Here is a 23,172-nt window from a genome sequence, read left to right as displayed (position 1 = left end):
TCTTGCCATAACGAATGCAATTTTGATATGATCAGTGTATTGTGATTGTACGATTTTTGGAGGTGGAGAGATGTCTCGTATTTCAGAGGAAGAAGTAAAACACGTGGCAAACTTAGCGCGGTTAGCGATTACAGAAGAAGAAGCACAAATGTTTACAAAACAGCTTGATGCAATTATCACGTTTGCTGAGCAATTAAATGAACTAGACACAGAAAACGTTGAACCAACATCACATGTTCTTGATATAAAAAATGTGATGAGAGAAGATGTAGCGAAAAAAGGATTAAACATAGAAGAAGTTGTCAAAAACGCCCCAGACCATAAAGATGGGTATATTCGCGTTCCAACAATTCTAGAATAAGAGAGGGTGAGAACATGTCGTTATTCGACCATAAACTGTCAGAAATAAAAGAACTTCTACATAAAAAAGAAATCACTGTTACTGATTTAGTTGATACTTCATACAAACGAATCGCTGAAGTGGACGGGCAGGTGGGTGCCTTTTTAACCCTAAACGAAGATAAGGCACGGACATATGCAAAAGAGTTGGACGAAGCAGTCGGAACTCGTGATCAGTTCGGCTTATTATTCGGTATGCCAATCGGAATTAAGGACAACATTGTTACAAAAAATCTCAGAACAACATGTGCGAGTAAGATACTCGATAATTTCGATCCAATCTACGACGCAACCGTTGTAACACGCCTAAAAGAAGCAGAAACTGTCACAATTGGTAAGCTAAACATGGACGAGTTTGCGATGGGATCTTCAACTGAAAACTCAAGCTACAAAGCAACAAAAAATCCATGGAACTTAGAAACCGTACCTGGTGGTTCTAGTGGTGGATCGGCAGCTGCTGTTGCTGCTGGGGAAGTGCCATTCTCACTTGGATCAGACACAGGTGGATCGATCCGTCAGCCGGCTGCCTTTTGTGGAGTTGTTGGATTAAAGCCTACATATGGTCGTGTTTCTCGTTTTGGTTTAGTCGCATTTGCATCGTCACTCGATCAAATTGGCCCTCTGACACGAAATGTAGAAGATAACGCGTATCTCTTACAATCCATTTCAGGCCATGACGAAATGGATTCAACATCTGCAAACGTTGAAGTGCCTGACTTTTTATCATCATTAACCGGTGATGTAAAAGGCTTGAAAATCGCAGTTCCTAAGGAATACCTAGGTGAAGGTGTTAGTGAAGAAGTAAAACAATCAGTTCTAGACGCGCTTAAAGTATTGGAAGGTATGGGTGCAACCTGGGAAGAAGTGTCCCTCCCACATTCTAAATACGCACTAGCAACCTATTACTTATTATCATCATCAGAAGCATCGGCCAATCTATCTCGTTTTGATGGTGTACGTTACGGTCATCGTACCGACAATGCGAAGAACTTAATCGATTTGTACAAGCAAACACGCTCTGAAGGCTTTGGAGACGAAGTCAAGCGTCGTATTATGCTTGGAACATTTGCATTAAGCTCTGGATATTATGATGCTTACTATATAAAAGCACAAAAAGTTCGTACTTTAATAAAACAAGATTTTGAACAAGTGTTTGAAAAGTTCGATGTTATTATCGGGCCAACAACACCAACACCAGCTTTTAGAATCGGTGAAAATACAAAAGATCCGCTAACCATGTATGCAAATGATATATTAACAATCCCAATGAACCTAGCTGGAGTACCAGCTATCTCTGTACCTTGTGGACTTTCTAACGGCTTGCCACTTGGTTTGCAAATCATCGGAAAGCACTTTGACGAAAGCACCATCTACCGTGTTGCACACGCATTCGAGCAAGCAACCGACCATCATAAAGCAAAACCTGAATTGTAAGGGGGGAAAACAATGAACTTTGAAACGGTAATAGGACTTGAAGTCCATGTTGAATTAAAAACTAATTCAAAAATCTTTTCCGCAGCTCCTAACCAATTCGGCGCTGCACCAAATACTAACACGAGCGTAGTAGAATTAGGTTACCCGGGTGTGCTACCAGTATTAAACAAAGAAGTTGTTAACTTTGCAATGAAAGCGGCCATGGCTCTTAACTGTGAAGTCCCAACTGAAACGAAGTTTGACCGTAAAAACTATTTCTATCCAGATAATCCAAAAGCGTACCAAATCTCTCAATTTGATAAGCCGATCGGCGAAAACGGTTGGATCGACATCGAGGTAAACGGTGTTACGAAACGAATCGGAATTACCCGTATTCATATGGAAGAGGATGCTGGAAAGCTAACTCACACAGGTGATGGATATTCACTTGTTGACTTTAATCGCCAAGGCACACCTCTTGTTGAAATCGTCTCAGAACCAGACATTCGCACACCAGAAGAAGCTTACGCATACTTAGAAAAATTAAAATCAATCATTCAATACACAGGCGTATCTGATTGCAAAATGGAAGAAGGGTCACTACGTTGTGACGCCAATATCTCTTTGCGACCAATAGGCCGAGAAAAGTTTGGAACAAAAACTGAACTAAAAAACTTAAACTCGTTTGCATTCGTTCAAAAAGGACTTGAATACGAAGAAAAACGTCAGGAAAAAGTACTGCTTTCAGGCGGAGTGATTGAACAGGAAACGCGTCGCTATGACGAAGCAAACAAATCGACCGTCCTAATGCGTGTTAAAGAAGGTTCTGACGACTATCGTTACTTCCCAGAACCGGATCTCGTGTCGATTATTATCGACGATGAGTGGAGAGAACGCATTCGCGCAAGCATCCCTGAGCTCCCAAATCAACGCCAAAAACGCTATATCGAGGAACTTGGTTTGCCGGAATATGATGCAAAGGTATTAACAATCACAAAAGAAATGTCCGATTTCTTCGAAGAAACAATTAACTCAGGTGCAGACGCTAAGCAAGCATCCAACTGGATCATGGGTGAAGTCTCAGCTTACCTGAATGCAGAACAAAAAGAGCTTCATGAACTTGCGTTAACACCTGTTGGATTAGCGGGTATGATAAAGCTAATTGAAAACGGTACGATCTCATCAAAAATTGCCAAAAAAGTCTTCAAAGAACTAATTGAAAACGGTGGTAGCGCAGAGCAAATTGTTAAGGACAAAGGACTCGTCCAAATCTCTGACGAAGGAACACTTCGCAAAATCGTCTCTGAAACACTAGACGCAAACCCACAATCAATTGACGATTACAAAAATGGAAAAGATAAAGCGATTGGCTTCTTAGTTGGTCAAATTATGAAAGCAACAAAAGGACAAGCAAATCCTCCAATGGTTAACAAGATACTATTAGAAGAAATCGTCAAAAGGTAAACCTGGAGGGCTGACTCAGCATTGGAGGAAGCCCTCAACAGGTTGTCAAATATCTCCCTCACGTTCTCTCTTCCTAGTGCATATGCAAAACCCTCCTCCCCTAAATTAAATGAGGAAAGCTGATAATCTAAACTAGTTACTTGCTTATTCAAAATGTAGGAGTATAATTATTTTTTGGCGAAGAGTTTAAGAAGAAAATTAGGGTATATAACTCTATCAAGATGTTTTATATTACATTCTAACTAGGATGATGAGGAAATGAAAAAAGCAAGAATTATCTATAATCCAACTTCAGGGCGCGAAGCCTTTAAAAAATATTTACCAGAGGTTCTCGAGAAATTTGAACAAGCTGGCTTTGAAACATCTTGTCATGCAACAACCTGTGAAGGTGACGCAACAAAGGCGGCAAAAGTGGCTGCTGAACGTGGCTTCGATTTAGTTGTTGCAGCAGGTGGAGACGGTACCCTTAATGAGGTTGTTAACGGAATTGCTGAGCTAGAAGTCCGTCCACAAATCGCGGTCATACCAGTCGGTACAACCAACGATTTTGCACGTGCTGCTGGCATTCCATTAAATGACATACCCAGTGCAGCTGATGCCATTCTGAAAGGAATTGCAAAGCCAATTGACATTGGACTGGTTAACGACCAATACTTTGTAAACATCGCAGGTGGAGGACGCTTAACCGAGCTAACCTATGAAGTACCAAGCAAGCTGAAAACGGTGATTGGACAGCTCGCCTACTACTTAAAAGGAATCGAAATGCTTCCTAGCATACGCCCAACTGAAGTCGAAATCGAGTACGACGGAAAGCTCTTTCAAGGTGAAATCATGCTCTTCCTCGTCTCACTCACGAACTCGGTAGGCGGCTTTGAAAAGCTAGCACCAGACTCAAAGTTAGATGATGGATTGTTTGACTTGCTCATTTTGAAAAAAGCCAACCTAGCCGAATTCATCAAAGTCGCAAGCATGGCTCTCCGTGGTGAGCATATCAACGACGAACACATCATCTACACAAAAGCAAACCGCGTAAAGATTTCTACTAAAGACAAGATGCAGTTGAATCTGGATGGAGAATACGGGGGATTACTACCTGGAGAATTCCAGAATCTCTATCGACATATTGAATTTATCATGTCTGAGGATAAAGCTAGACAGATGGAAGAGTAGGAGTTTTAATAACACATGAATGGTTTTCGTAATGGAAAACCCCCATGTGTTTTTTTGTTATTTATTGTCATGCAAAGTGATGTATAATTAAGGTAACCAACCAGTTGATTATGAGGAGGAGATAAGGATCAAAAAGCTAGAAGGTTATGACGCAGAAGTAATTAAAGACATCTTTAAAGAAGGAGAAGCTGTTTGTGAAATAGATGGGAGAAGATTCTATTTAACAGTTTCAGAATTCCCTGAGAGTACTGTTAGAGAGGATGTAGAAGCAGACCCAGAGTTAAAGCAAAAATTACTTAAGGCTAAAAAGAACGTAGTGGACGGTAAAGTTTATACAACAGATGAAGTACTCAAACTGATTGAGCAAGGTAAAGTGTAAAATGAAGGTAACATGGACAGAAGAGGGATTAGAGAGACTGAGTAGTATTCAAAGCCAGTACTTCACTTCACTAGAGACAATAACATACAAAAAACGTTTATTACTAAATATAGAAGAAAAGATTCTACTACTAGGAAAAAGTATTCCAGCTAGAGAACAAGGATGGGAAGGAAGTTATAAAATTATAGTTGATAAATTTATTGTTTACTACGCTTTTTCTGCTAACCAAGATACTTGCTACATTGAATATTTCAAGCACTCACGACAACAAAGCTAGAAAAACTAGTAATCGTTGTAATGAGTGCTTATTTTAATTCCTAGTCCATAATAGGCATATTCGTTTTCCAAATAGGAAGTATGATAAAATGAATGAATCATTCAAGAGTAAAGGAAGAAAAAAATGGCTAAAATACAAGCACCAATCAACAAAAATGAATACTACGATGTTACATTCGAAGACCTCACCCATGAAGGTGCAGGTGTTGCAAAAATAGATGGTTTTCCGATCTTCGTTCCAGATGCACTACCAACTGAAAAAGGTAAAATTAAAATAGTCAATGTAAAAAAGGGATTTGCATTCGGCCGTTTAATCGAACTTCACGAAGAAAGCAAAGACCGCACAAATGCCCCATGCCCGATCTATAAACAATGCGGCGGCTGTCAGCTCCAACACTTAAGCTACCAAGGACAACTCGACTTCAAGCAGAAGCAAGTCAGAGAAGTACTCGCACGAATTGGCAAGCTAGACATGGAACGAGTAAAAGTTCATCCAACCCTAGGAATGAACGATCCTTGGAACTACCGTAACAAAGCCCAAGTACCAGTTGGCGAAAGAGAAGGCGGGCTAGTCGCAGGCTTCTATCAACAAAGAAGCCACGAAATCATTGACATGGAAAAATGCCTCATCCAACAATCCGAAAATGATAACATCGTACAAGCTGCAAAAGAAATCTGCCAAAAATACGGTGTCAAAGCCTACAACGAACCAAAACACAACGGCTGGCTCCGCCACATCATGGTTCGCTACGGCATCATTACAAAGGAAGTTATGATTGTGTTCGTCACAAAAACAGACGACTTCCCACATAAAAGCAGCATCATAGCCGAACTAACAGAAAAATTCCCAACAATCAAGTCAGTCGTCCAAAACATCAACCCAAAACGTACTAATGTCATCTTCGGCGACCAAACAAAGGTCCTCTGGGGAGAAGAATACATCTACGACTACATCGGAGACATCAAATTCGCGATCTCAGCAAGATCATTCTATCAGGTGAACCCTGAGCAAACGAAGGTTCTCTATAACAAAGCGTTGGAGTATGCAGATTTAACTGGTGAAGAATCGGTAATTGATGCGTACTGTGGGATCGGAACGATTTCATTGTTCCTGGCTCAAAAAGCCAAACGAGTTTTTGGTGTCGAAATTGTACCAGAAGCGATTGAAGATGCTAAGCGAAATGCAGAGTTAAATGGAATTGCGAACGCAAAATTTGCTGTTGGTGAAGCGGAAGTTGTCATTCCTAAATGGTATCAGGAAGGCAATAAGGCCGATGTGATTGTTGTCGATCCTCCTCGTAAAGGCTGCGATGAATCTTTGTTGAAGACGATTTTGAAGATGAAGCCGATGAGGGTTGTTTATGTTTCTTGTAATCCGGCTACATTGGCGAGGGATCTTCAAGTGTTAGAGCAGGGTGGATACACGACGGTTGAGGTTCAGCCGGTGGATATGTTTCCGCATACGGTGCATGTTGAAGCGGTCGTGAAGATAATGTTAAAAGAAGGCAACTGACCCATATGGAGTTGCCTTTTACTTCTATTAGATGGACTGAAAGGCAACTCTAATCAAAGTAGCCTGCAATGTTTAAAATATAGATATCTAGAGGAATAATGGGTTTAACAGTTCAAGAATGGATGCCTTCAGAATTTATTAGTTAAGGCTAGTTTTAGAGGTGTACCAGGAACTTAGGAAAAATAATCTAAACGTTTATATTTACTTTCAGTAATTAAATTTGGCATTATGATGTCTTACTTTCAGTGAAAATCTAAACGTTTATAATTTAGGAGTTATGCAAAAATGGATTCGAAACCAAATATCCAGGATGTAGCGAGGCTTGCTGATGTTTCAATCGCGACAGTATCGAGGGTGATCAACAACCAGGATGGTGTGAGGAAAGCAACGGAGGAAAGGATTCTTAAGGCTATCGAGGAACTAGGTTATATTCGCAATGCAGCTGCCAGAACCATGAAACGAAAAGAAACCAACACGATTGGTGTCATTGTGCCTGACATTAAAAACCCGTTCTTTCCCCTCGTAATGGCTGGGATTGAACAGAAAGCCCGGGAGAAGAATTATTTCACCATTCTAAGCAGCACAAACGAGTCACCGGTTATCGAAGAAAAAATTGTCAAGAATTTCATTGAACGCGGCGTGGATGGGGTCATTATCACGACGGCCGATGAAAATGGCGAACATCTGAAGCTGCTCCAGGAGCAGAATATACCAACGGTGGCAGTTGACCGTAGCATCAAAAGCTTTGAGGTAGACACTGTCCTTGTCGATAATGTAAAGGGAGCGTATCAGGCAGTCCAGCACCTGATTCTTCAGGGGCATCGGAAAATAGCTATCATTTGCGGTCCCCAAAATACGACTCCAGGTTTTGAGCGGTTCCTAGGCTATAAAAAGGCAATAGAGGACTATAATATCCCTCTCGACGAAAGGCTTGTGGTGCAAGGAGATTTTGGAGAGCACAGTGGCTATCTGGCAACAAGGCAGCTTAGAGAACTGGATGAAAGGCCAACAGCGATTTTTTCATCGAATAACTTGATGACAATTGGCTGCATGAAGGCCTTGGATGATTTGAACTGGAAGCTTGGCTATGAAGTGTCGTTCATTGGTTTCGATGATGTGGATATAGCGACATTCCTGAATCCGAAACTGTCAGTCGTGGCAAGGCCGATGAAGGCGGTTGGTGAAATTGCTTTTATGTTCTTGCATGAAAGGATCAACTTTAAGGAAGCTCTTCCGAAACGCCAATATTCACTGCCTCCAGAGCTAATCATCAGGCATTCCTGCCGTCTTATGAAGAAGTAAGTTGAAGAGCGTTGCTCCATCCGTTAAATGGATGGGGTCTTTTTACAAATAAAAAAGATAGGTCCTAGTATTCGTATCTCCTCCCACAATTTAAATTCTTCTTTTCAAGACGGCGGCAGGCAGGTTCTATTTTTTTCTCTAAAAGGTTTATCTGTGGCTTTTCACGTTTTAAGCTATTGCATTTAATTTTACAACTGGCTCTTTTTTGAAAACGCATTCAAAAAAACGCTTGCCACTTTTAGAGTAAGGTGATAATCTAGATTCAGGAACAAATCTAAACGTTTACATTTAATTGTTTAGTTAAACTTACTATAAAACTTGTTACAGCGGTATATTTTTCGAACAAATCTAAACGTTTACATTTTTATGTTTGAATCCTAATATTATGGGAGTTCGAATTCGGAGGTCTCGAGTGACAAGGTTCACTGCGGATCATCAGACAAGTCCTGCCGACTAGTGAAGTGTGTATTTTACCACGTGAATAAAAATGCTTTCAATGAAATTGATCCGGACACCAACAGTTGAAAGGGTGTCTGCTCATTTTTCGCAAATGATAGCGCTTTTACACAATAAATTATCAAAACGAAAAGGAGAATTCTTATGAACAACGCAAAAATGATTGACCACACACTATTGAAGGCAGATGCAACGAAGGAACAGATTGTGGAGCTTTGTGCAGAGGCAAGGGAAAACGGGTTTGCATCTGTTTGCGTGAATCCTTCATGGGTAAAAACTTCAGTAGAAGAGCTTGCAGGCAGTGATGTAAAGGTCTGTACGGTTATCGGCTTTCCACTTGGGGCGTCTACCTCGTCTGTAAAAGCGTTTGAAACTATGGATGCCATTAAAAATGGAGCAACAGAAGTGGACATGGTTATTTCAATAGGGATGCTGAAATCGGGTAATGATCAGGCTGTGGAGGAAGACATTCGCATGGTTGTCGATGCAGCATGTAGAAAGGCGCTTGTTAAGGTAATCATTGAAACTTCGTTGCTTACCGAAGAAGAAAAAGTGCGTGCCTGCAAAATGTCCCTGCGTGCCGGTGCTGACTTTGTCAAAACATCCACAGGATTTTCAACAGGAGGAGCAACAGTGGAAGATGTCGCACTTATGCGCAGTGTTGTCGCGTACAAAGCAGGTGTGAAGGCATCGGGCGGCATCCGAGACCTGAACGACCTAATGGAGATGGCCGAAGCAGGTGCGAACCGAATGGGTACAAGCTCCGGCGTAAAGATCATGAAAGGTGAAACGGTTGAGAGCGGATATTAAGGTCACTTCATCGATTATAAAAATTCACTTATAAGGAGAAAAGAAAATGACAAGCAAAAACTTGATTCAGCTGCCGGACGGCTATTTGAATCGAACTCCCATTTTTCAATTTATCCTCTTGTCGTTACTGTTTCCTTTATGGGCGGTAGCAGCCAGCCTGAATGATATCCTCATCACGCAATTCAAGCATGTGTTTGAGTTAAGTGATTTTGCAAGCGCTTTAGTCCAAAGTGCATTTTACGGCGGATACTTTCTGGTAGCGATACCAGCTTCCATGGTTATCAAAAAGACGAACTATAAGTTTGGGATTATTACAGGCTTGCTGTTCTATATTGCGGGATGCACATTGTTTTATCCGGCTTCAGAGATGGCAACATATACGATGTTCCTATTCGCGATTTTCTCCATTGCCATCGGCCTTGGTTTCTTAGAAACAGCTGCAAACACATTCAGTTCCATGATCGGGCCGCGCCAGCATGCAACACTTCGTTTGAATATTAGCCAAACGTTTTATCCGATTGGAGCAATTTCCGGTATTTTATTAGGAAAATACCTTGTTTTCCAGGAAGGTGCAAGCCTTGAAGCACAAATGGCCAATATGACTACTGAAGAAGCGCATGCTTTTGGACTACAGATGCTTCAGCATACACTTGAACCATATAAATATATTATTTTTATTCTAATCGGTATATTGATAGTATTTGTTTTTACTAAATTTCCTTCCTGTAAACCCTTTTCAGCCAAAGCAAAGGCATCTGAAAAATCGCCTAGCCTTTTGCAGACACTTAAGTATCTGGCTGGAATCAAAAACTTTCGCAAAGGAATTGCTGCCCAGTTTTTATACGTAGGAATGCAGGTTGCGGTTTGGTCGTTTACTATTCGCCTGGCACTTGATCTAAACCCTGACATTAATGAACGTATCGCTTCGAACTTTATGGTGTTCAGTTTCATTGCTTTCTTCGTTGGAAAGTTTATAGCCAACTTCTTAATGACTCGCTTTACTCCGTCAAAGGTATTGGTTTTTTATTCAATCATAGGTGCAGCAATGCTTGCCTATGTATCATTCGTTCCAAACATGACTGCTGTATATGCGGCTGTTGCCGTGAGCATGCTATTTGGACCTTGCTGGGCGACTATTTACGCGGAAACGCTTGAAGTTGTTAAGGAAAAGAAATATACAGAGTTGGCAGGGGCAATCCTCGTCATGTCACTCATTGGTGCAGCAATTATACCAGTAACCCAGGGATTCGTATCAGATCATTTTAATTCGATGCAACTCTCATTCCTTATCCCTATGGCTTGCTTCATCTATATTGGTTTCTATTTCTTTGGAAAAATGAAACAGAATGATGCAACACAGAGTGCCGGAGACCCACTAAAGATGGCTCAGTAAGAAAACCTGATTTGCAAGGGCGGCCGTATTCCGGCTGCCCTATCGTTTATATAGGAGATGAATTGAAATGACATCTGGAGTAGTTGAATTGCAGCGTGATTATTATACAGATAGTAGCAAGGTGATTTTTCGAAACGACGAAATGACAGCAAGTCTATTCCGTTATCCGTCAGGTGTGGAAGCGATCGAGCTTAAAAATTTACGGGGCAGGATGGTTGTCCTTCCTTATATGGGCCAGATGGTCTGGGACTTGGTGTTTGATGACGTAGACCTGAAAATGAAAAACATGTTCTCCCAGCCGAAAAAGGCAGCTAGAGTCATTGATACATATGGCTGCTTTGCTTTTCACTCAGGCTTGATCCGCAACGGCTGTCCTGGACCAGAGGACGACCATGACCTGCACGGCGAAATGCCGTGTGCCAAAATGGACAGAGCCTGGCTTGAGATAACGGACGAGGGCATTAAAATCTGTGGAGAGACCGAGTATGTGAAGGGATTTGGCCACCATTACTTGGCACGGCCAACGGTAAAAATGTTTAGTAGGGAAACATTCATTGAAATCAGCATGAATGTTAAAAATCTTTCTGGATCAGAGATGCCGCTTCAATATATGTGCCACACAAACTATGCCTATCTCGACAACGCGGTCATGAAGCAGAACATTCCTGACGATGCTTTTAAACTCAGGGAGTCCATACCGGGACATGTGAAACCGACTGGGAGATGGATGGAGTACAATAAAAGGCTCCTTAGCGGAGAAGAAATGATTTCAGCTTTAAACCAGCCTGAGATGTATGATCCGGAGATTGTATTTTTTGCGGATGAGCTGGATCATTATCAGGAAGAAGCAGAGTTTGAAATGGTATTGCTGGATGGAAATGCTTTTTTCACTAGATTTTCTACAGCTGAATTTAATTATTCAACACGTTGGATTTTACACAACATCGATCAGCAGGTTGGAGCTTTCGTGCTGCCTGCGACCTGCAGACCAGAAGGATTCCTTGCTGCCGAAAGATCCGGTACAATATTGAAGCTGGATGCTGGGGAAGAAAGATCCTTCACAGTGGTAACGGGGAAAAAATAAGGAGGTAATCACATGGATATCGCAGTAATCGGATCCAACATGGTGGATCTCATTTCATATATTGATAAGATGCCAAAAGAAGGGGAAACCCTCGAGGCGCCGGAATTCGAAATTGGTTGCGGAGGAAAAGGGGCAAACCAAGCAGTTGCTGCAGCAAAAATGGGCTCGAAAGTGATGATGGTAACGAAGGTTGGCGATGACCTCTTTGCGGACAACACGATTCGAAATCTTGAAAACTATGGGATAGATACGGAGTTTACGAATAAAGTACTAGATACTTCAAGCGGCGTTGCACCGATTTTTGTAGATCAGGATTCCAAAAATCGCATTCTAATTATTAAGGGAGCGAATCAGCACCTTTTACCAGAGGATGTGGACAAGGCCACAGAGAAACTGAAGCAATGTTCTCTGATTGTTCTGCAGCTTGAAATCCCGCTTGAGACGATTTACCAGGCAATTGATTTTGGAAATGAGTACGGAATTCCTGTTATTCTGAATCCGGCACCTGCTTCGAAGAATCTGGACTTCAGCCATATATACAAATGCGACTTTTTCATTCCAAATGAAACCGAACTGGAAATCTTGACAGGAATGCCTGTGGATACGGTCGAGCAAATCAAGGCTGCTGCTGGAACTTTAATTGATAATGGAGTTAAAGACGTGATCGTCACCATGGGCAGCCGCGGAGTCATGTGGGTGAACAAAGGGGAAGTGCATATCGTTGATTCTCATAAGGTAGCCGCTATTGACACAACCGGGGCGGGAGATGCTTTCATCGGCTGCTTTGCCCACTATTTCGTGCAGAACGGTGATGTACTCCTTGCGATTAATATGGCCACCGCTTTTGCGGCATTAAGCGTCACAAAACGTGGCACACAGACTTCATATCCAAGTGTCGACGAAGTCGAGCAGTTCGAAGGTAAGGGTTTGAATAAAATAAAGGGTTTTGCCATCTGATAGTACCCATTTACTCTATAATCACATTAATTATCCCAAGGGCATCATATTTTGTGCCTGCTTTCTTGTACTTTTATCAAGTACCGGATTCGACCAATAATTGATGAATACGATTTTACAAGTAGAGCAGAAGAAAGTGGTTTTTAGGTCGTATAAACCTTCCACCTTGGCAAAGGATTTTAAAGTTATGAGCTATATATTTAAGGTGGAGTATATCCAGCAGGTGGATATGTTTACGCAGACGATGCATGTGGAGTGCTGTGTGTTGCTCGAAAAAAGCTAGAAGGAATGTAAGCGTTCGAGAATCTATAAAAGATTCGCGGACTTCTGTATTCTTCTTTTATTTCAATACGTTCATTAGTTTGTAGAGAATTTCATCGTAAAAAAAATGATGAAGCTGCAGTGTAAAAATAGCAAGGGGACGGTTCTTCTGCTTCCATATTGGAAGCAAGAGAACCGTCCCTTTACTTCATGTTAGATTGATTACTACTAAATTTTAATTACAATTATAGTAAAAGTTTTCGCCAAATAAATAGAAAGTAATAAAACAATTATATTATACTATTATTAGGTAAAAAGTATGATTGATAAAACTTATTGTATAAGGGTGTGGAAATAATGTACTACAGGGAAATAAAGCACGAGGGATTACATAAATATCGTTTAATCAAGGGTAATGATAAGCACGTTGTTGAACAAAAAGCTTTCCTGCAAAAAAGACAATGGGATGAAATGTGGGAGAATAGAAAAGAAGCAGAGAAGAAGAAGCTTGAAAGAGAAAATGTTGCAATGGAAAAAGCTCAGAAGAAGGCAATGTCAGAACAACAGACACTTGATGCTATTAACGAGATTGAAATGATTGACCACACATTGTTACATACTTTAGATATAGATGATAAAATCGATTGGGATTCCTTAAAGGATAACTCTAGATTTACAGTTCCAAAACCGAAAAGTCCTCAAGAGCCGTCATATTCCTCAGAGCCAGAAAAAAAGTTCTATGAGCCGAAGTTTGGATTTTTCGATATTATTTTTTCTTCAAATAAACAGAAGAAAATTGATGCATGTAATAAGTTATATGAAGATGCAATTAATGGTTGGAAAAGAGCAACTGACGATTTAAAAGCTAAGTTTGAAAAAGATGTAGCTATATATAAGGAAACGCTAGAGAATTGGAATGAAAAGAAAAAAACTTTTGAACTTGAAAAGCAAGATAAAAACGATGCTATTGAAAAGAAGAAAGAACAGTATTTAGCTGGGGAAAATGAATCGATTGTTGAGTATTGTGACATGGTTCTATCTAATTCAGTCTATCCTGATTATTTTCCACAGGAATTTGATATTGACTACAATACTAACAATCGAACTTTAGTTGTAGAATACTCGCTTCCTGATATCTCTGACCTACCAACCTTAAAAGAGGTTAAATATGTTGCTACAAAGGATACTTACAAAGAATCATTTATAACAGAAGCTGCAGCTAGGAAAATGTACGATAAGTTGCTATATGATGTAACTTTACGTACTTTACATGAACTTTTTGAAGCAGATGCAATAAATGTAATAGATTCAATAATAGTTAATGGGTGGGTAAATTCAGTCAATAAGGCAACGGGTAAGAACGAAAATATCTGTATATTATCTGTTCAGACAAACAAAGAAGAATTTATGGAAATCAATTTAAAGATGGTAGATTCAAAAACTTGTTTTAAAAATCTAAAAGGTATTGGAAGTAGTAAATTATTTAGTCTTACCCCTATCGCTCCTATACTCAAAATTAATAGGGAAGACGGTCGTTTTGTTGATTCTTACAATGTAACTGGAAGTGTTGATGAAGAAACTAATTTGGCTGCTATGGACTGGCAAGATTTTGAGCATCTAATAAGAGAGTTATTTGAGAAAGAATTTAATAACTCTGGTGGAGAAGTGAAAATTACGAGAGCTAGCAAAGATGGAGGCGTGGATGCAGTTGCATTTGACCCAGATCCTATTAGAGGAGGTAAAATTGTTATTCAGGCGAAAAGGTATACAAATGTAGTAGGTGTTTCAGCAGTTCGAGATTTATATGGGACTGTGATGAATGAAGGTGCAACAAAAGGGATATTAGTCTCTACTGCAGATTTTGGTCCAGATGCTTACAATTTTTCCAAGGATAAACCGCTGACCTTATTAAATGGTAACAACCTTTTACACTTGCTTCACAAACACGGACATCAAGCGAAGATTGATCTAAAAGAGGCCAAGTTGTTATTGAAAGAAAAATAACATGAGGAGCGTAGGGTTGTTTTCTAATCTTGTTAAGTGCTAATGAGGTGTTTTTCATATATTTATGAGTATTATCCTAATAAGTGGTTTGGCGAAAAGCTTGTATACTTTCTCACTATTTCCAATAGAATTCAATAGACTAAGGCTTGCTCGTTCGCTTGAAATTAACCAATGGGCCTTCCTTGATAAAAAATTTTTCTTTAATATTCCTTGACAGGAATATTCCTCGCAATGTATATTGTACTCATGAAAACATTTATTGCCTTAGCCGAACCTAATCGGCTGCTCATTGTAGAACTCTTACGTGAGGGTCCGCTCTCTGTAGGGGAAATTACTGAACGACTCGGTTTCAATCAACCTCAGGCTTCCAAGCATCTCAGAGTTCTTAGTGAAGCCGGGCTGGTGGAGGTGCAAGCAGTCTCTAATCGAAGAATTTATAAGCTTCGACCAGAGCCGTTCAAAGAGCTTGACACTTGGATGGAGTCATACCGTAGCCTCTGGAAAGAGAGATACGACAACCTTGAGGAATATCTCCAGAAGCTACAAAAAAACGAAGTGAAATCTGACGACTAGCAGTAGTCTAACTCTCCAAGTGAGCAAAACTTTGCAAGTCGACTTAAGGACTTTCCTTTGCAGATCATGTACCAAAACTAATTAAGACCACCTAGAGGAATCCACAAAAGCTTTCAAGTACAACTTAACTTAAGGAGGACATTTTATGTCAACGAAAATGATTTCGAGAGTAGAGGGTAACGAACTGATTCTAGAGCGTGAATTTGATGCACCTAAAGAGCTTGTATTCAAGGCGTTCTCAGAGGCAGAGCATCTGAAGCAATGGTGGGGACCTCGCGGGTGGACACTTACGGTATGTAACATTGATTTTCGTGAAGGTGGCGTCTGGCATTATTGCATGAAGTGTATTGACGAGAATCAGGGGGACTTTTTTGGATTTGAGTCTTGGGGAAAAGGGGTTTACCAAGAGATTGTTAACGCGGAGAAAATTGTTTACATTGATTACTTTTCTGATGCAGAAGGCAATGAAGCTGAAGGAATGCCATCAACTCGCAGTATCTTAACTTTTGAAGAAAATGCAGGGAAGACAAAGGTTATCAATCGTGCTCAATACGCTTCGTCAGAGGCACTTCAGACCGTCTTAGATATGGGTATGGAACAAGGCATTACTGAGACTTGGGATCGTTTGGGTGAATATGTAGTAACACTTAAATAGTTTTTCAAAAAAACTCCTGTACTAAAAATAGTCTGGAGTTTTTTTGAAAAAAGAGACAATCACTACCAATTCGTATGAAGTACTCCCTCCATATCATTCCGTTCATAAGCCATGATACTGCACCATAAAATTTGAGATATCTTTGAAATAGAAGCCATCTACAATAGCCGCTTTTCCAGGGTAGGTTTAAGCAAACGCTTATTTAAATTCCAGTGCTAATCAATATTGGTGTTTGTCTCAAACTTCCAGTAGCGGTGACAAAAAAATAAGTAGATGGTGAGAATTTCATGAAGGTACTAGATCATCCCTTTGATGAACAATGGTTTTGGTTATGATGGTACATGAAGGTGTTATAATATAGGTGTAATGATACAGAGAAGACGGAGGGTTACAGATGACGAATAATGATATATTAATTAGATTAAGATATGCTCTAGATATAAAAAATACAGATATGGTAGAGATATTTAAACTTGGTGGCATTGAAGTGACAAAAGAAGAAGTGCTAAAGATGCTCACAAAATCAACTGATAGCTACGATGATGAGGCTGAAATTGATGGTGATTTCGCTGAAGATGATGAGAATATAAAATTCAATAATACGATATTAGAGTCGTTTTTAAATGGCTTTATAATTTTCGAAAGAGGAATTCAAGAACCACAACCAGGACAACCGACAAGACCAGCACTGTCTAATGAACCTGTTAACAATATGCTTTTAAAGAAATTGAAAATAGCACTAGCATTAACAAGTGATGATGTCCTTGATATACTAGAAGATGCAGGAGTCATGATCACAAAAGGGGAACTAAGTGCGGTATTAAGAAAAAAAGGGCATAAAAATTATAAAGAGTGCGGCGATAAATACGCTAGGAATTTCTTAAAAGGATTAGCGATAAAATATAGAGGATAAGGGCACTAAAGGACTCTAGGTGATTAAATGATACATATATACTCAGGTGAAACAATCAGTTTTAATATAAATTATCATAAGCGAAAATCCATGGGGATTTCTATAGATCCCTATGGAAATGTTGAAGTAAAGGCTCCTAAAGGGACAACCGATGAATGCGTGCTTCAATTTATAGAGGAAAAATGGGATTGGATTCAGCAAAAATCTAAAGAAATGAAGGATAGAACGCTTGGGCCACAAGAGAAGGTCTATGATCATGGTGAAAGCTTTCTTTATTTAGGAAACGAATATCCGATACACATCTCTGAAGATATAACTATCAAGCAAGACCATGTAATATTTGAAGGAGATAAGTTATATATATATGTGAAAGAACTAGAGGATGAAAAAATAAAACAAGCTTTAAAACGATTTTATTATCAGCAATGTAAAGCGTTAGTAGAGAAAAGTATTAAGTCCTATCAAATCAACTTTAAAATAAAGCCACGCTCAATCCGTATTTCTGATAATAACAGGACATGGGGAACGTGTGATTCAAAGCTTCAGTTAACATTTAATTGGAAGCTAGCCATGGCACCACTGAAGGTGATCGACTACGTAGTCGTTCATGAAATGTGCCATATGGTCCATCTGAATCACGATCGATCCTTTTGGCGCCTTGTTGGAAAAATAATACCCGATTATAAGGAAATGGAAAATTGGTTAGCATTTTCAAGTTGGAAAATGACTGTTTAGCAGAAGACTTCATTGGAACCATTGTTATTGCATTAAATAAGTGAGCTCAACCCCTATTAAATTAAATATATATACCTCAAGTAAAGGAGTAGCATTATATTGAAATAATAGTAAACCATGACAAATTGTTTCCAAAAACATTTGGAGATTTTGTAAGGAGTCAAACGGATAATTGATTAGTATATCTCTAAATACCTTTGTGGTTTCAAAGCAGTTGAACTTAAAGAATCTGCAAAACTTTGCGAAGACTAGGAGTTTTGACTTAACTTAAATACAGTTAGGAAAGATTAAGAAATATTTTCCTATCATGCTATAAAAGAAGGTATTCCTTCAGGCTGAAAAAAGAAAAAGCATTGAGAAGTATACTGCTCAATGCTTTTTTGCCTCTTAAATAACTACGGTGAACCGTATCATAAATAAATGAGGTTTTACACTAGATTGATAATAAAAGAGAATTTCCCTAGAGGGGAGAATTAAAACTTTTAGGAAAATTCTTATTTGAATACTTAGAGCTCGGGCTTTTGAAAATTTGAGTAATTCTTAACTTGTAGATTCGATTTTTACTACTGGATCGCGATAAGAACTACTACCAACCCTGAATCTTGTATTTGCTTAAAGAATGGGGTAACTTATCAGGATTCAGGGTTATATACAATTCGTTAATTTTATTACTATGAATATAAAAACTAAGGATACTATGAACCTTACTATTCATATAAATCACAATGGCTGGCTGACTATTGACATTTTTAACTTCAAAATAAAAGTCTTCGGGGATCTTTTTAATAACACCATATAAAAAGGGCAAAACATTGGATACGGATACAATTGGACGAACAGCAGCCTTAACTTTTCCTCCTCCATCAGAGTACAGTGTAACGTTTTCAGATATAAGTTCTAATAACACATCAGTATTTTGCATCTGAAATGCTTGGATAAAGCGATCAATAATTGACTTGTTCTTATCATAGTTTAAACTTTCACCCTCTATACGGGAGATCTTTTGCTTAGCTCTGCTAAAAATTTTTCTGCAGTTTTCTTCTTTCTTTTCAATTATGTTAGCAATCTCCAAATAGGAGAAATCAAATACCTCTCTTAAAAGGAGGACTGCTCGTTCATCTGTTGCTAAATGTTCCATCATCCGTAAATAGGCAATACTCAATCCTTCTTTTTGTAGAACAACTTCAGATGGATCGAAGTAAAGTGATTTCTCTAGTAATAATGGCTCAGGATTCCATGGTCCCACGTAATGTTCTCGTCTGTACCCTGCGGATTTTAAAACATCAAGACAGCGGTTAGTCATTATTTTGCAGAGATAAGCTTTTTTATTATCTAGCTTTTGCTCATCAATTTGGTACGTTCTTAAAAAAGTTTCTTGCACAATATCTTCTGCTTCTACTACTGAACCTAACATTCGATAACCTATTGAAAACAACAATGGTTTAAATTGTTGATATTCCTCATTACTAATTTGCACTATATCACCTGTTTTCTTTTTGAATGATTTCTTCAGCTGCCTGTTTCCCGCTACTAACGGCTCCTTCTGACAAAATGGAATCGGGTGAAGCCCAGTCTCCTGCTATATATAATCCTGGAATGTTTGTTTTAGAACGGTGAAACTTTTGCTCATCTCCTATTTGAGGTAAACGATGGTTAACTGTAATTTGAGGGATAAAACGACTTGTGATTTCATGTTTTTTCCACCCTGGCTGCATCATTTCTAAAAACTGTTCGAGCTCGGTTTTTACCTTTTTTCCATCTATGTGATCATCTGGGTGATGATATTTAAACACATGAAGAACTGCACTTTTTGCATCATCAGAGAGCCGGGCATATTTTGAATGTACAGAAAAATAGAAAGGATCAGTGATGCCCATGGCGAACAATTTCTTTGGATTAGGAAGCTGAGTTAAAGCGACGTCTAACGTTGCTCCTCTTACAGGTGTTATTTGGGCTAAAAAACTACTTTGAGGACGATCAAGCTTTTCACCTAACATTTTATTAAGTTCGTGAGGGCCAGTTGTGCAAATTACATACTTCCCGTGAATTTCCTCGTCATTAGAAAGAACTAATTTAAAATGTTCATGCTCAATCGGTTCAAGTTCTTTTACAACTGTACTTGATTGAACCTGAACACCTGAGATAACCACATTATTGTGGAGTTGGTCAATAATTGTCTGCCAACCGGCATCTAGATAAAGTACACCGCCCATGACAGTCTTCAAATGTGAGACTATTAGTTTTGCACTCACCTTTTCAGGAGCATGACAGTATGTCGCAAGTCTGCCTAGTATATATAGTAATGACTGAACTTTTTTAGATACGGCTGCTTGCTGTACCCATTGATAGAATGTTTGCTCTGTTAACTTTTCAGTATCAATCCTATTAAACTTCATTAAAATAGTGGCCCATTCAATGCGTTCTTTCCAATTCAAAAAACTTGATGAAAAAAGTCCTAAAGGAGTAAAAGGAGCAGCGTATTCCATATTATTCTCAATTAAATCGCCAGCTAATTTAGGTGATTTTCCATTAAGTTTAATACCTAAGTTTTCTAGTATAAATTTAGCTTTTCCCTTTTTATAAATGGCATGGGGACCTAGGTTCAAATACTGGTGATTAATCTTAGTTGTCCTAGCTCTCCCACCAACATTTCTTCCTTTCTCTAATATTAATATAGACAAATCGGTTTTAGCTAAATAATTAGCTGCAACATAACCTGCTAATCCACCACCGACAATGACAATATCCCATCTTTGAGTCATAAGATAACCTCCATTTGTTTTTTCATAACTTATGACGACGAAGGATGAATATATGTGACAACATTTCAGATAAAGTTAATGGAAGTGTGTTCCTAACTAAAGCTGAAATCGCTTTATGAGTTTCTACTAAGTTTTACGTTTGTGAACTTCAATGAATTGATTTTCAATTTGATCAAATTGGCTTTTCATGTCTTTGTGCATGGTTATTAGCAACTCATAAATATTTTGATTTTCCATTAATATCAACTCTTATTTTCTTTATACAACAGATTATTACTCTTTGTCTCCTTAACTGTTGCGTTACCTCTAAATTTTTAGCAGCATATTAATGCAATGATCACCAAAATATTATGTTCTCCAGAAACTTCTTCGCTCTTTTCGGATAGGCGCTTTCAGGGAAATTGAAAACCCAGAACCGATCGCCATTTTTTCTGCCTATTAATCCACTTAGTAACGTATTAGGGGCCATTATTTCATATGGTAAATCTTTAACAAGGTAAGCAACATGGGAATCCAAAGCAGTTAATTCAACAATTTTGCCATTCATTTGAGTCACTTCAAAAATCGTACGTTTTGTTTCTTTGCATTCTTCTAATTGTTGGTTGTTTTGTTGGATATCGGTATTGTAGTCCCAATCATTGTGATGAATTCGAGAGAAAACGCTGTTGAAGAGCCGGTTGATTAGTTTTTCACATTGCTTTAACTCACTAGCAGACTCTTGAATAAAGTTTTCAATTAATCGATAAGTAGAACTTCCCGTTCGTTTATCGAGCCAGTATGTAAATTTCTTTAGTTCTATAAAAATTGCTCCTACTTCTGTTTCATTAGGACTTAATTCGATATGGTTAGGGTAAAAGGTGAAGAGAAATTCCTCCCAAAACGAGGCTTGACAAGCTTCCCAAGATTCAGGACATTCATCCTCCAAATATACGGTAAAATATAGACCTAGCACTTCTAGAAATTGATTGCGGGACTTGCAGGTGGGATTTCCCAGCTTATAGGTGATTAAATCGGTTCCGTAAAATTCGAATAAACCACGATACCTTAAATTGAACTCCGAACTTATTTTGACTTTTTTTAATAATTCTTCATGTTCATCAGGTCTTTTAACAGGCTGTAACCATACTCTAGTATTTTGAGAACAACAACTATCAACATCTTTTCCGCTAGCACATTTGCATAAAACCAGTTTTTTCAATTAATAATCACCTTTCTTTACTGAAGATTTAATAGAGTTGGAAAAAGAAAACGTTATGGGAGGAGGTTGTTGGAAGATAACTCAATTATAATCAAAATTAATTTACGAACAATGCTTTTTTGTAAAATCAAATTTTGCTAAATTCCATGAAATTTGACTATGACAGCACCTATATACCCAACTCTATTCACTAAGAGTTTTGATGGGAGTTCCAAGATCACTTATTATGTAGAAGTAAGAAGACTAAAGAACCTTAGGGGGAAAATCACATTAGAGCCCGCTACACATACTAACCCTGACTGAGCGGGTTCACTTTCCTGATTGAAGGAGTAGGAGCATCAAGTTAAATAAACGTTTGTTTAAGTTCTTTTTAAAGGGAAGTATCATTGAAAACGTATCTATTTTAATCAGATTCACGTTTATTTTCACAAATATGAACATAAGGTTTTAAAGACGCTAAAATAAAGTAATCTACGTGCCTACAACACTATCAATTCAAGGAGGAATTTCTATAAAAGCAATCCTATGCACAAAATACGGATCACCCGATGTTCTTCAACTAACAGAGGTAGAAAAACCTACTCCCAAGGACAATGAAGTACTGGTAAAAGTTCATGCGACAACCGTAACGTCAGGGGATTGTAGAGTTCGAAGTTTCAATAGCCCTTTCTTGTTTTGGATTCCCATGCGAATATTCTTAGGTTTTAGAAAACCGAGAAAACCTATACTTGGGGTGGAGTTAGCCGGTGAAATTGAAGCAGTTGGCAAGGATGTAAAGAGTTTTAAAAAAGGTGACCAGATTTTTGCATTAACTGGGATGAGGTTTGGTGCGTATGCCGAGTATACATGTCTGCCTGAAGATGGGATAGTGACAATAAAACCGGCAAATATCACCTATGAGGAAGCAACTGCCGTTCCTTTTGGAGGAACTTCAGCATTGTATTTTCTTAGGAAAGGAAATATCCAGAGCGGACAAAAAGTTCTGATCTATGGAGCTTCTGGAGCAGTGGGGACCTCGGCAGTACAGATTGCCAGATACCTTGGAGCAGAAGTTACTGGGGTTTGCAGTACCACTAATGTAGAGTTGGTGAAATCCCTGGGAGCAGATAAAGTAATTGATTACACGAAGGAGAATTTTGAAGAAAGAGAAGAGCGTTACGATCTCATCTTTGTTGCAGTTGGGAAAAGCTCGAAATCAACTTGCAAGAAGGCACTAACTCCGAACGGGACATACGTGACAGTTGACGGGCAAGGGATCGCTAAGGAACGCACGGAAGATTTACTTTTATTAGGAGAGCTTATTGAAAGTGGAAAGTTAAAAGCGGTTATAGACAGACGTTACCCTCTTGAAGAAATTCCCGAGGCTCATAGATATGTAGAAAAAGGGCATAAAAAAGGAAATGTGGTCATTATTGTTGCAACTTAAATAAAAGTGCACTGTCACTTCTCGAAGTT

The 23,172-nt window shown here is 38.9% G+C and carries 21 protein-coding genes; 18 read left to right on the top strand and 3 right to left on the bottom strand.

Going from position 1 to position 23,172, the window contains the following annotated elements:
- Nucleotides 1-70: 70 nt before the first annotated feature.
- From gatC to ACFFIX_RS17390, 17 genes are all read left to right on the top strand, one after another.
- Nucleotides 71-361: an Asp-tRNA(Asn)/Glu-tRNA(Gln) amidotransferase subunit GatC gene (gene gatC / locus ACFFIX_RS17470; protein ID WP_378936249.1), complete on the top strand. Its 291-nt coding sequence runs from the start codon at nucleotides 71-73 to the stop codon at nucleotides 359-361.
- 14 nt (nucleotides 362-375) lie between these two features.
- Nucleotides 376-1,833: an Asp-tRNA(Asn)/Glu-tRNA(Gln) amidotransferase subunit GatA gene (gene gatA / locus ACFFIX_RS17465; protein WP_378936247.1), complete on the top strand. Its 1,458-nt coding sequence runs from the start codon at nucleotides 376-378 to the stop codon at nucleotides 1,831-1,833.
- Nucleotides 1,834-1,845: 12 nt separating this feature from the next.
- The gene (gene gatB, locus ACFFIX_RS17460; RefSeq protein ID WP_378936245.1) at nucleotides 1,846-3,276 is read left to right on the top strand and encodes an Asp-tRNA(Asn)/Glu-tRNA(Gln) amidotransferase subunit GatB; all 1,431 of its coding nucleotides are present in this window, start codon (nucleotides 1,846-1,848) and stop codon (nucleotides 3,274-3,276) included.
- Between the two features lie 258 nt (nucleotides 3,277-3,534).
- On the top strand, nucleotides 3,535-4,446 hold the full coding sequence (locus tag ACFFIX_RS17455) for a diacylglycerol kinase (RefSeq protein WP_378936243.1): 912 nt from the start codon (nucleotides 3,535-3,537) through the stop codon (nucleotides 4,444-4,446).
- Nucleotides 4,447-4,826: 380 nt separating this feature from the next.
- On the top strand, nucleotides 4,827-5,102 hold the full coding sequence (locus ACFFIX_RS17450) for a type II toxin-antitoxin system RelE/ParE family toxin (RefSeq protein ID WP_378936241.1): 276 nt from the start codon (nucleotides 4,827-4,829) through the stop codon (nucleotides 5,100-5,102).
- Nucleotides 5,103-5,225: 123 nt separating this feature from the next.
- Nucleotides 5,226-6,614 (top strand): 23S rRNA (uracil(1939)-C(5))-methyltransferase RlmD, encoded by a 1,389-nt coding sequence (rlmD, locus tag ACFFIX_RS17445; RefSeq protein ID WP_378936239.1) that lies wholly within the window; start codon nucleotides 5,226-5,228, stop codon nucleotides 6,612-6,614.
- Nucleotides 6,615-6,899: 285 nt separating this feature from the next.
- Nucleotides 6,900-7,916 carry a LacI family DNA-binding transcriptional regulator gene (locus tag ACFFIX_RS17440; protein WP_378936237.1) on the top strand — a complete coding sequence of 339 codons (1,017 nt, stop codon included), beginning with the start codon at nucleotides 6,900-6,902 and terminating at the stop codon, nucleotides 7,914-7,916.
- 594 nt (nucleotides 7,917-8,510) lie between these two features.
- Nucleotides 8,511-9,182 (top strand): deoxyribose-phosphate aldolase, encoded by a 672-nt coding sequence (deoC, locus tag ACFFIX_RS17435; RefSeq protein WP_378936303.1) that lies wholly within the window; start codon nucleotides 8,511-8,513, stop codon nucleotides 9,180-9,182.
- A gap of 61 nt (nucleotides 9,183-9,243) precedes the next feature.
- Nucleotides 9,244-10,575: an L-fucose:H+ symporter permease gene (gene fucP / locus ACFFIX_RS17430; RefSeq protein WP_378936235.1), complete on the top strand. Its 1,332-nt coding sequence runs from the start codon at nucleotides 9,244-9,246 to the stop codon at nucleotides 10,573-10,575.
- 67 nt (nucleotides 10,576-10,642) lie between these two features.
- Nucleotides 10,643-11,659 carry an aldose 1-epimerase family protein gene (locus ACFFIX_RS17425; protein ID WP_378936234.1) on the top strand — a complete coding sequence of 339 codons (1,017 nt, stop codon included), beginning with the start codon at nucleotides 10,643-10,645 and terminating at the stop codon, nucleotides 11,657-11,659.
- A gap of 12 nt (nucleotides 11,660-11,671) precedes the next feature.
- Complete coding sequence (gene rbsK, locus ACFFIX_RS17420) at nucleotides 11,672-12,616, top strand: ribokinase (protein WP_378936233.1); 945 nt, start codon at nucleotides 11,672-11,674, stop codon at nucleotides 12,614-12,616.
- 103 nt (nucleotides 12,617-12,719) lie between these two features.
- Nucleotides 12,720-12,899, top strand: coding sequence for a hypothetical protein (locus ACFFIX_RS17415; RefSeq protein ID WP_378936231.1), 180 nt, complete (start codon nucleotides 12,720-12,722; stop codon nucleotides 12,897-12,899).
- 335 nt (nucleotides 12,900-13,234) lie between these two features.
- Nucleotides 13,235-14,881 (top strand): restriction endonuclease, encoded by a 1,647-nt coding sequence (locus ACFFIX_RS17410; RefSeq protein ID WP_378936301.1) that lies wholly within the window; start codon nucleotides 13,235-13,237, stop codon nucleotides 14,879-14,881.
- A gap of 246 nt (nucleotides 14,882-15,127) precedes the next feature.
- Nucleotides 15,128-15,454, top strand: a complete 327-nt coding sequence (locus ACFFIX_RS17405; RefSeq protein WP_378936229.1) for an ArsR/SmtB family transcription factor — start codon at nucleotides 15,128-15,130, stop codon at nucleotides 15,452-15,454.
- Between the two features lie 145 nt (nucleotides 15,455-15,599).
- Complete coding sequence (locus ACFFIX_RS17400) at nucleotides 15,600-16,109, top strand: SRPBCC domain-containing protein (protein WP_378936227.1); 510 nt, start codon at nucleotides 15,600-15,602, stop codon at nucleotides 16,107-16,109.
- A 394-nt stretch (nucleotides 16,110-16,503) separates the two neighbouring features.
- On the top strand, nucleotides 16,504-17,022 hold the full coding sequence (locus ACFFIX_RS17395) for a YehS family protein (RefSeq protein ID WP_378936224.1): 519 nt from the start codon (nucleotides 16,504-16,506) through the stop codon (nucleotides 17,020-17,022).
- A gap of 27 nt (nucleotides 17,023-17,049) precedes the next feature.
- Nucleotides 17,050-17,757 carry a M48 family metallopeptidase gene (locus ACFFIX_RS17390; RefSeq protein ID WP_378936223.1) on the top strand — a complete coding sequence of 236 codons (708 nt, stop codon included), beginning with the start codon at nucleotides 17,050-17,052 and terminating at the stop codon, nucleotides 17,755-17,757.
- A 586-nt stretch (nucleotides 17,758-18,343) separates the two neighbouring features.
- Here the strand turns inward: ACFFIX_RS17390 and ACFFIX_RS17385 are convergent.
- From ACFFIX_RS17385 to ACFFIX_RS17375, 3 genes are all read right to left on the bottom strand, one after another.
- Entirely contained in the window at nucleotides 18,344-19,234 is an 891-nt protein-coding gene (locus ACFFIX_RS17385; protein WP_378936221.1) for an RNA polymerase sigma-70 factor, read from the bottom strand.
- 4 nt (nucleotides 19,235-19,238) lie between these two features.
- Entirely contained in the window at nucleotides 19,239-20,519 is a 1,281-nt protein-coding gene (locus ACFFIX_RS17380) for a phytoene desaturase family protein (protein ID WP_378936219.1), read from the bottom strand.
- Nucleotides 20,520-20,856: 337 nt separating this feature from the next.
- Nucleotides 20,857-21,717, bottom strand: coding sequence for a hypothetical protein (locus ACFFIX_RS17375; RefSeq protein WP_378936217.1), 861 nt, complete (start codon nucleotides 21,715-21,717; stop codon nucleotides 20,857-20,859).
- 511 nt (nucleotides 21,718-22,228) lie between these two features.
- Between ACFFIX_RS17375 and ACFFIX_RS17370 the strand changes: the two genes are divergently transcribed.
- Nucleotides 22,229-23,143, top strand: coding sequence for an NAD(P)-dependent alcohol dehydrogenase (locus ACFFIX_RS17370; RefSeq protein WP_378936299.1), 915 nt, complete (start codon nucleotides 22,229-22,231; stop codon nucleotides 23,141-23,143).
- Nucleotides 23,144-23,172 lie beyond the last annotated feature (29 nt).

Origin of the sequence: Metabacillus herbersteinensis, from assembly GCF_042433335.1 — a bacterium.
Lineage (GTDB): Bacteria > Bacillota > Bacilli > Bacillales > Bacillaceae > Metabacillus > Metabacillus herbersteinensis.
The sequence above is the reverse complement of the archived record's forward strand: the minus strand, read 5'-3'. Positions and strand labels throughout refer to the sequence as shown.

Coding starts and splice junctions, on each gene's coding strand:
- gatC (WP_378936249.1), top strand. CDS start 71: ATGTCTCGTATTTCAGAGGAAGAAGTAAAACACGTGGCAAACTTAGCG.
- gatA (WP_378936247.1), top strand. CDS start 376: ATGTCGTTATTCGACCATAAACTGTCAGAAATAAAAGAACTTCTACAT.
- gatB (WP_378936245.1), top strand. CDS start 1,846: ATGAACTTTGAAACGGTAATAGGACTTGAAGTCCATGTTGAATTAAAA.
- ACFFIX_RS17455 (WP_378936243.1), top strand. CDS start 3,535: ATGAAAAAAGCAAGAATTATCTATAATCCAACTTCAGGGCGCGAAGCC.
- ACFFIX_RS17450 (WP_378936241.1), top strand. CDS start 4,827: ATGAAGGTAACATGGACAGAAGAGGGATTAGAGAGACTGAGTAGTATT.
- rlmD (WP_378936239.1), top strand. CDS start 5,226: ATGGCTAAAATACAAGCACCAATCAACAAAAATGAATACTACGATGTT.
- ACFFIX_RS17440 (WP_378936237.1), top strand. CDS start 6,900: ATGGATTCGAAACCAAATATCCAGGATGTAGCGAGGCTTGCTGATGTT.
- ACFFIX_RS17425 (WP_378936234.1), top strand. CDS start 10,643: ATGACATCTGGAGTAGTTGAATTGCAGCGTGATTATTATACAGATAGT.
- rbsK (WP_378936233.1), top strand. CDS start 11,672: ATGGATATCGCAGTAATCGGATCCAACATGGTGGATCTCATTTCATAT.
- ACFFIX_RS17415 (WP_378936231.1), top strand. CDS start 12,720: ATGAATACGATTTTACAAGTAGAGCAGAAGAAAGTGGTTTTTAGGTCG.
- ACFFIX_RS17410 (WP_378936301.1), top strand. CDS start 13,235: ATGTACTACAGGGAAATAAAGCACGAGGGATTACATAAATATCGTTTA.
- ACFFIX_RS17405 (WP_378936229.1), top strand. CDS start 15,128: ATGAAAACATTTATTGCCTTAGCCGAACCTAATCGGCTGCTCATTGTA.
- ACFFIX_RS17400 (WP_378936227.1), top strand. CDS start 15,600: ATGTCAACGAAAATGATTTCGAGAGTAGAGGGTAACGAACTGATTCTA.
- ACFFIX_RS17395 (WP_378936224.1), top strand. CDS start 16,504: ATGACGAATAATGATATATTAATTAGATTAAGATATGCTCTAGATATA.
- ACFFIX_RS17390 (WP_378936223.1), top strand. CDS start 17,050: ATGATACATATATACTCAGGTGAAACAATCAGTTTTAATATAAATTAT.
- ACFFIX_RS17380 (WP_378936219.1), bottom strand. CDS start 20,519: ATGACTCAAAGATGGGATATTGTCATTGTCGGTGGTGGATTAGCAGGT.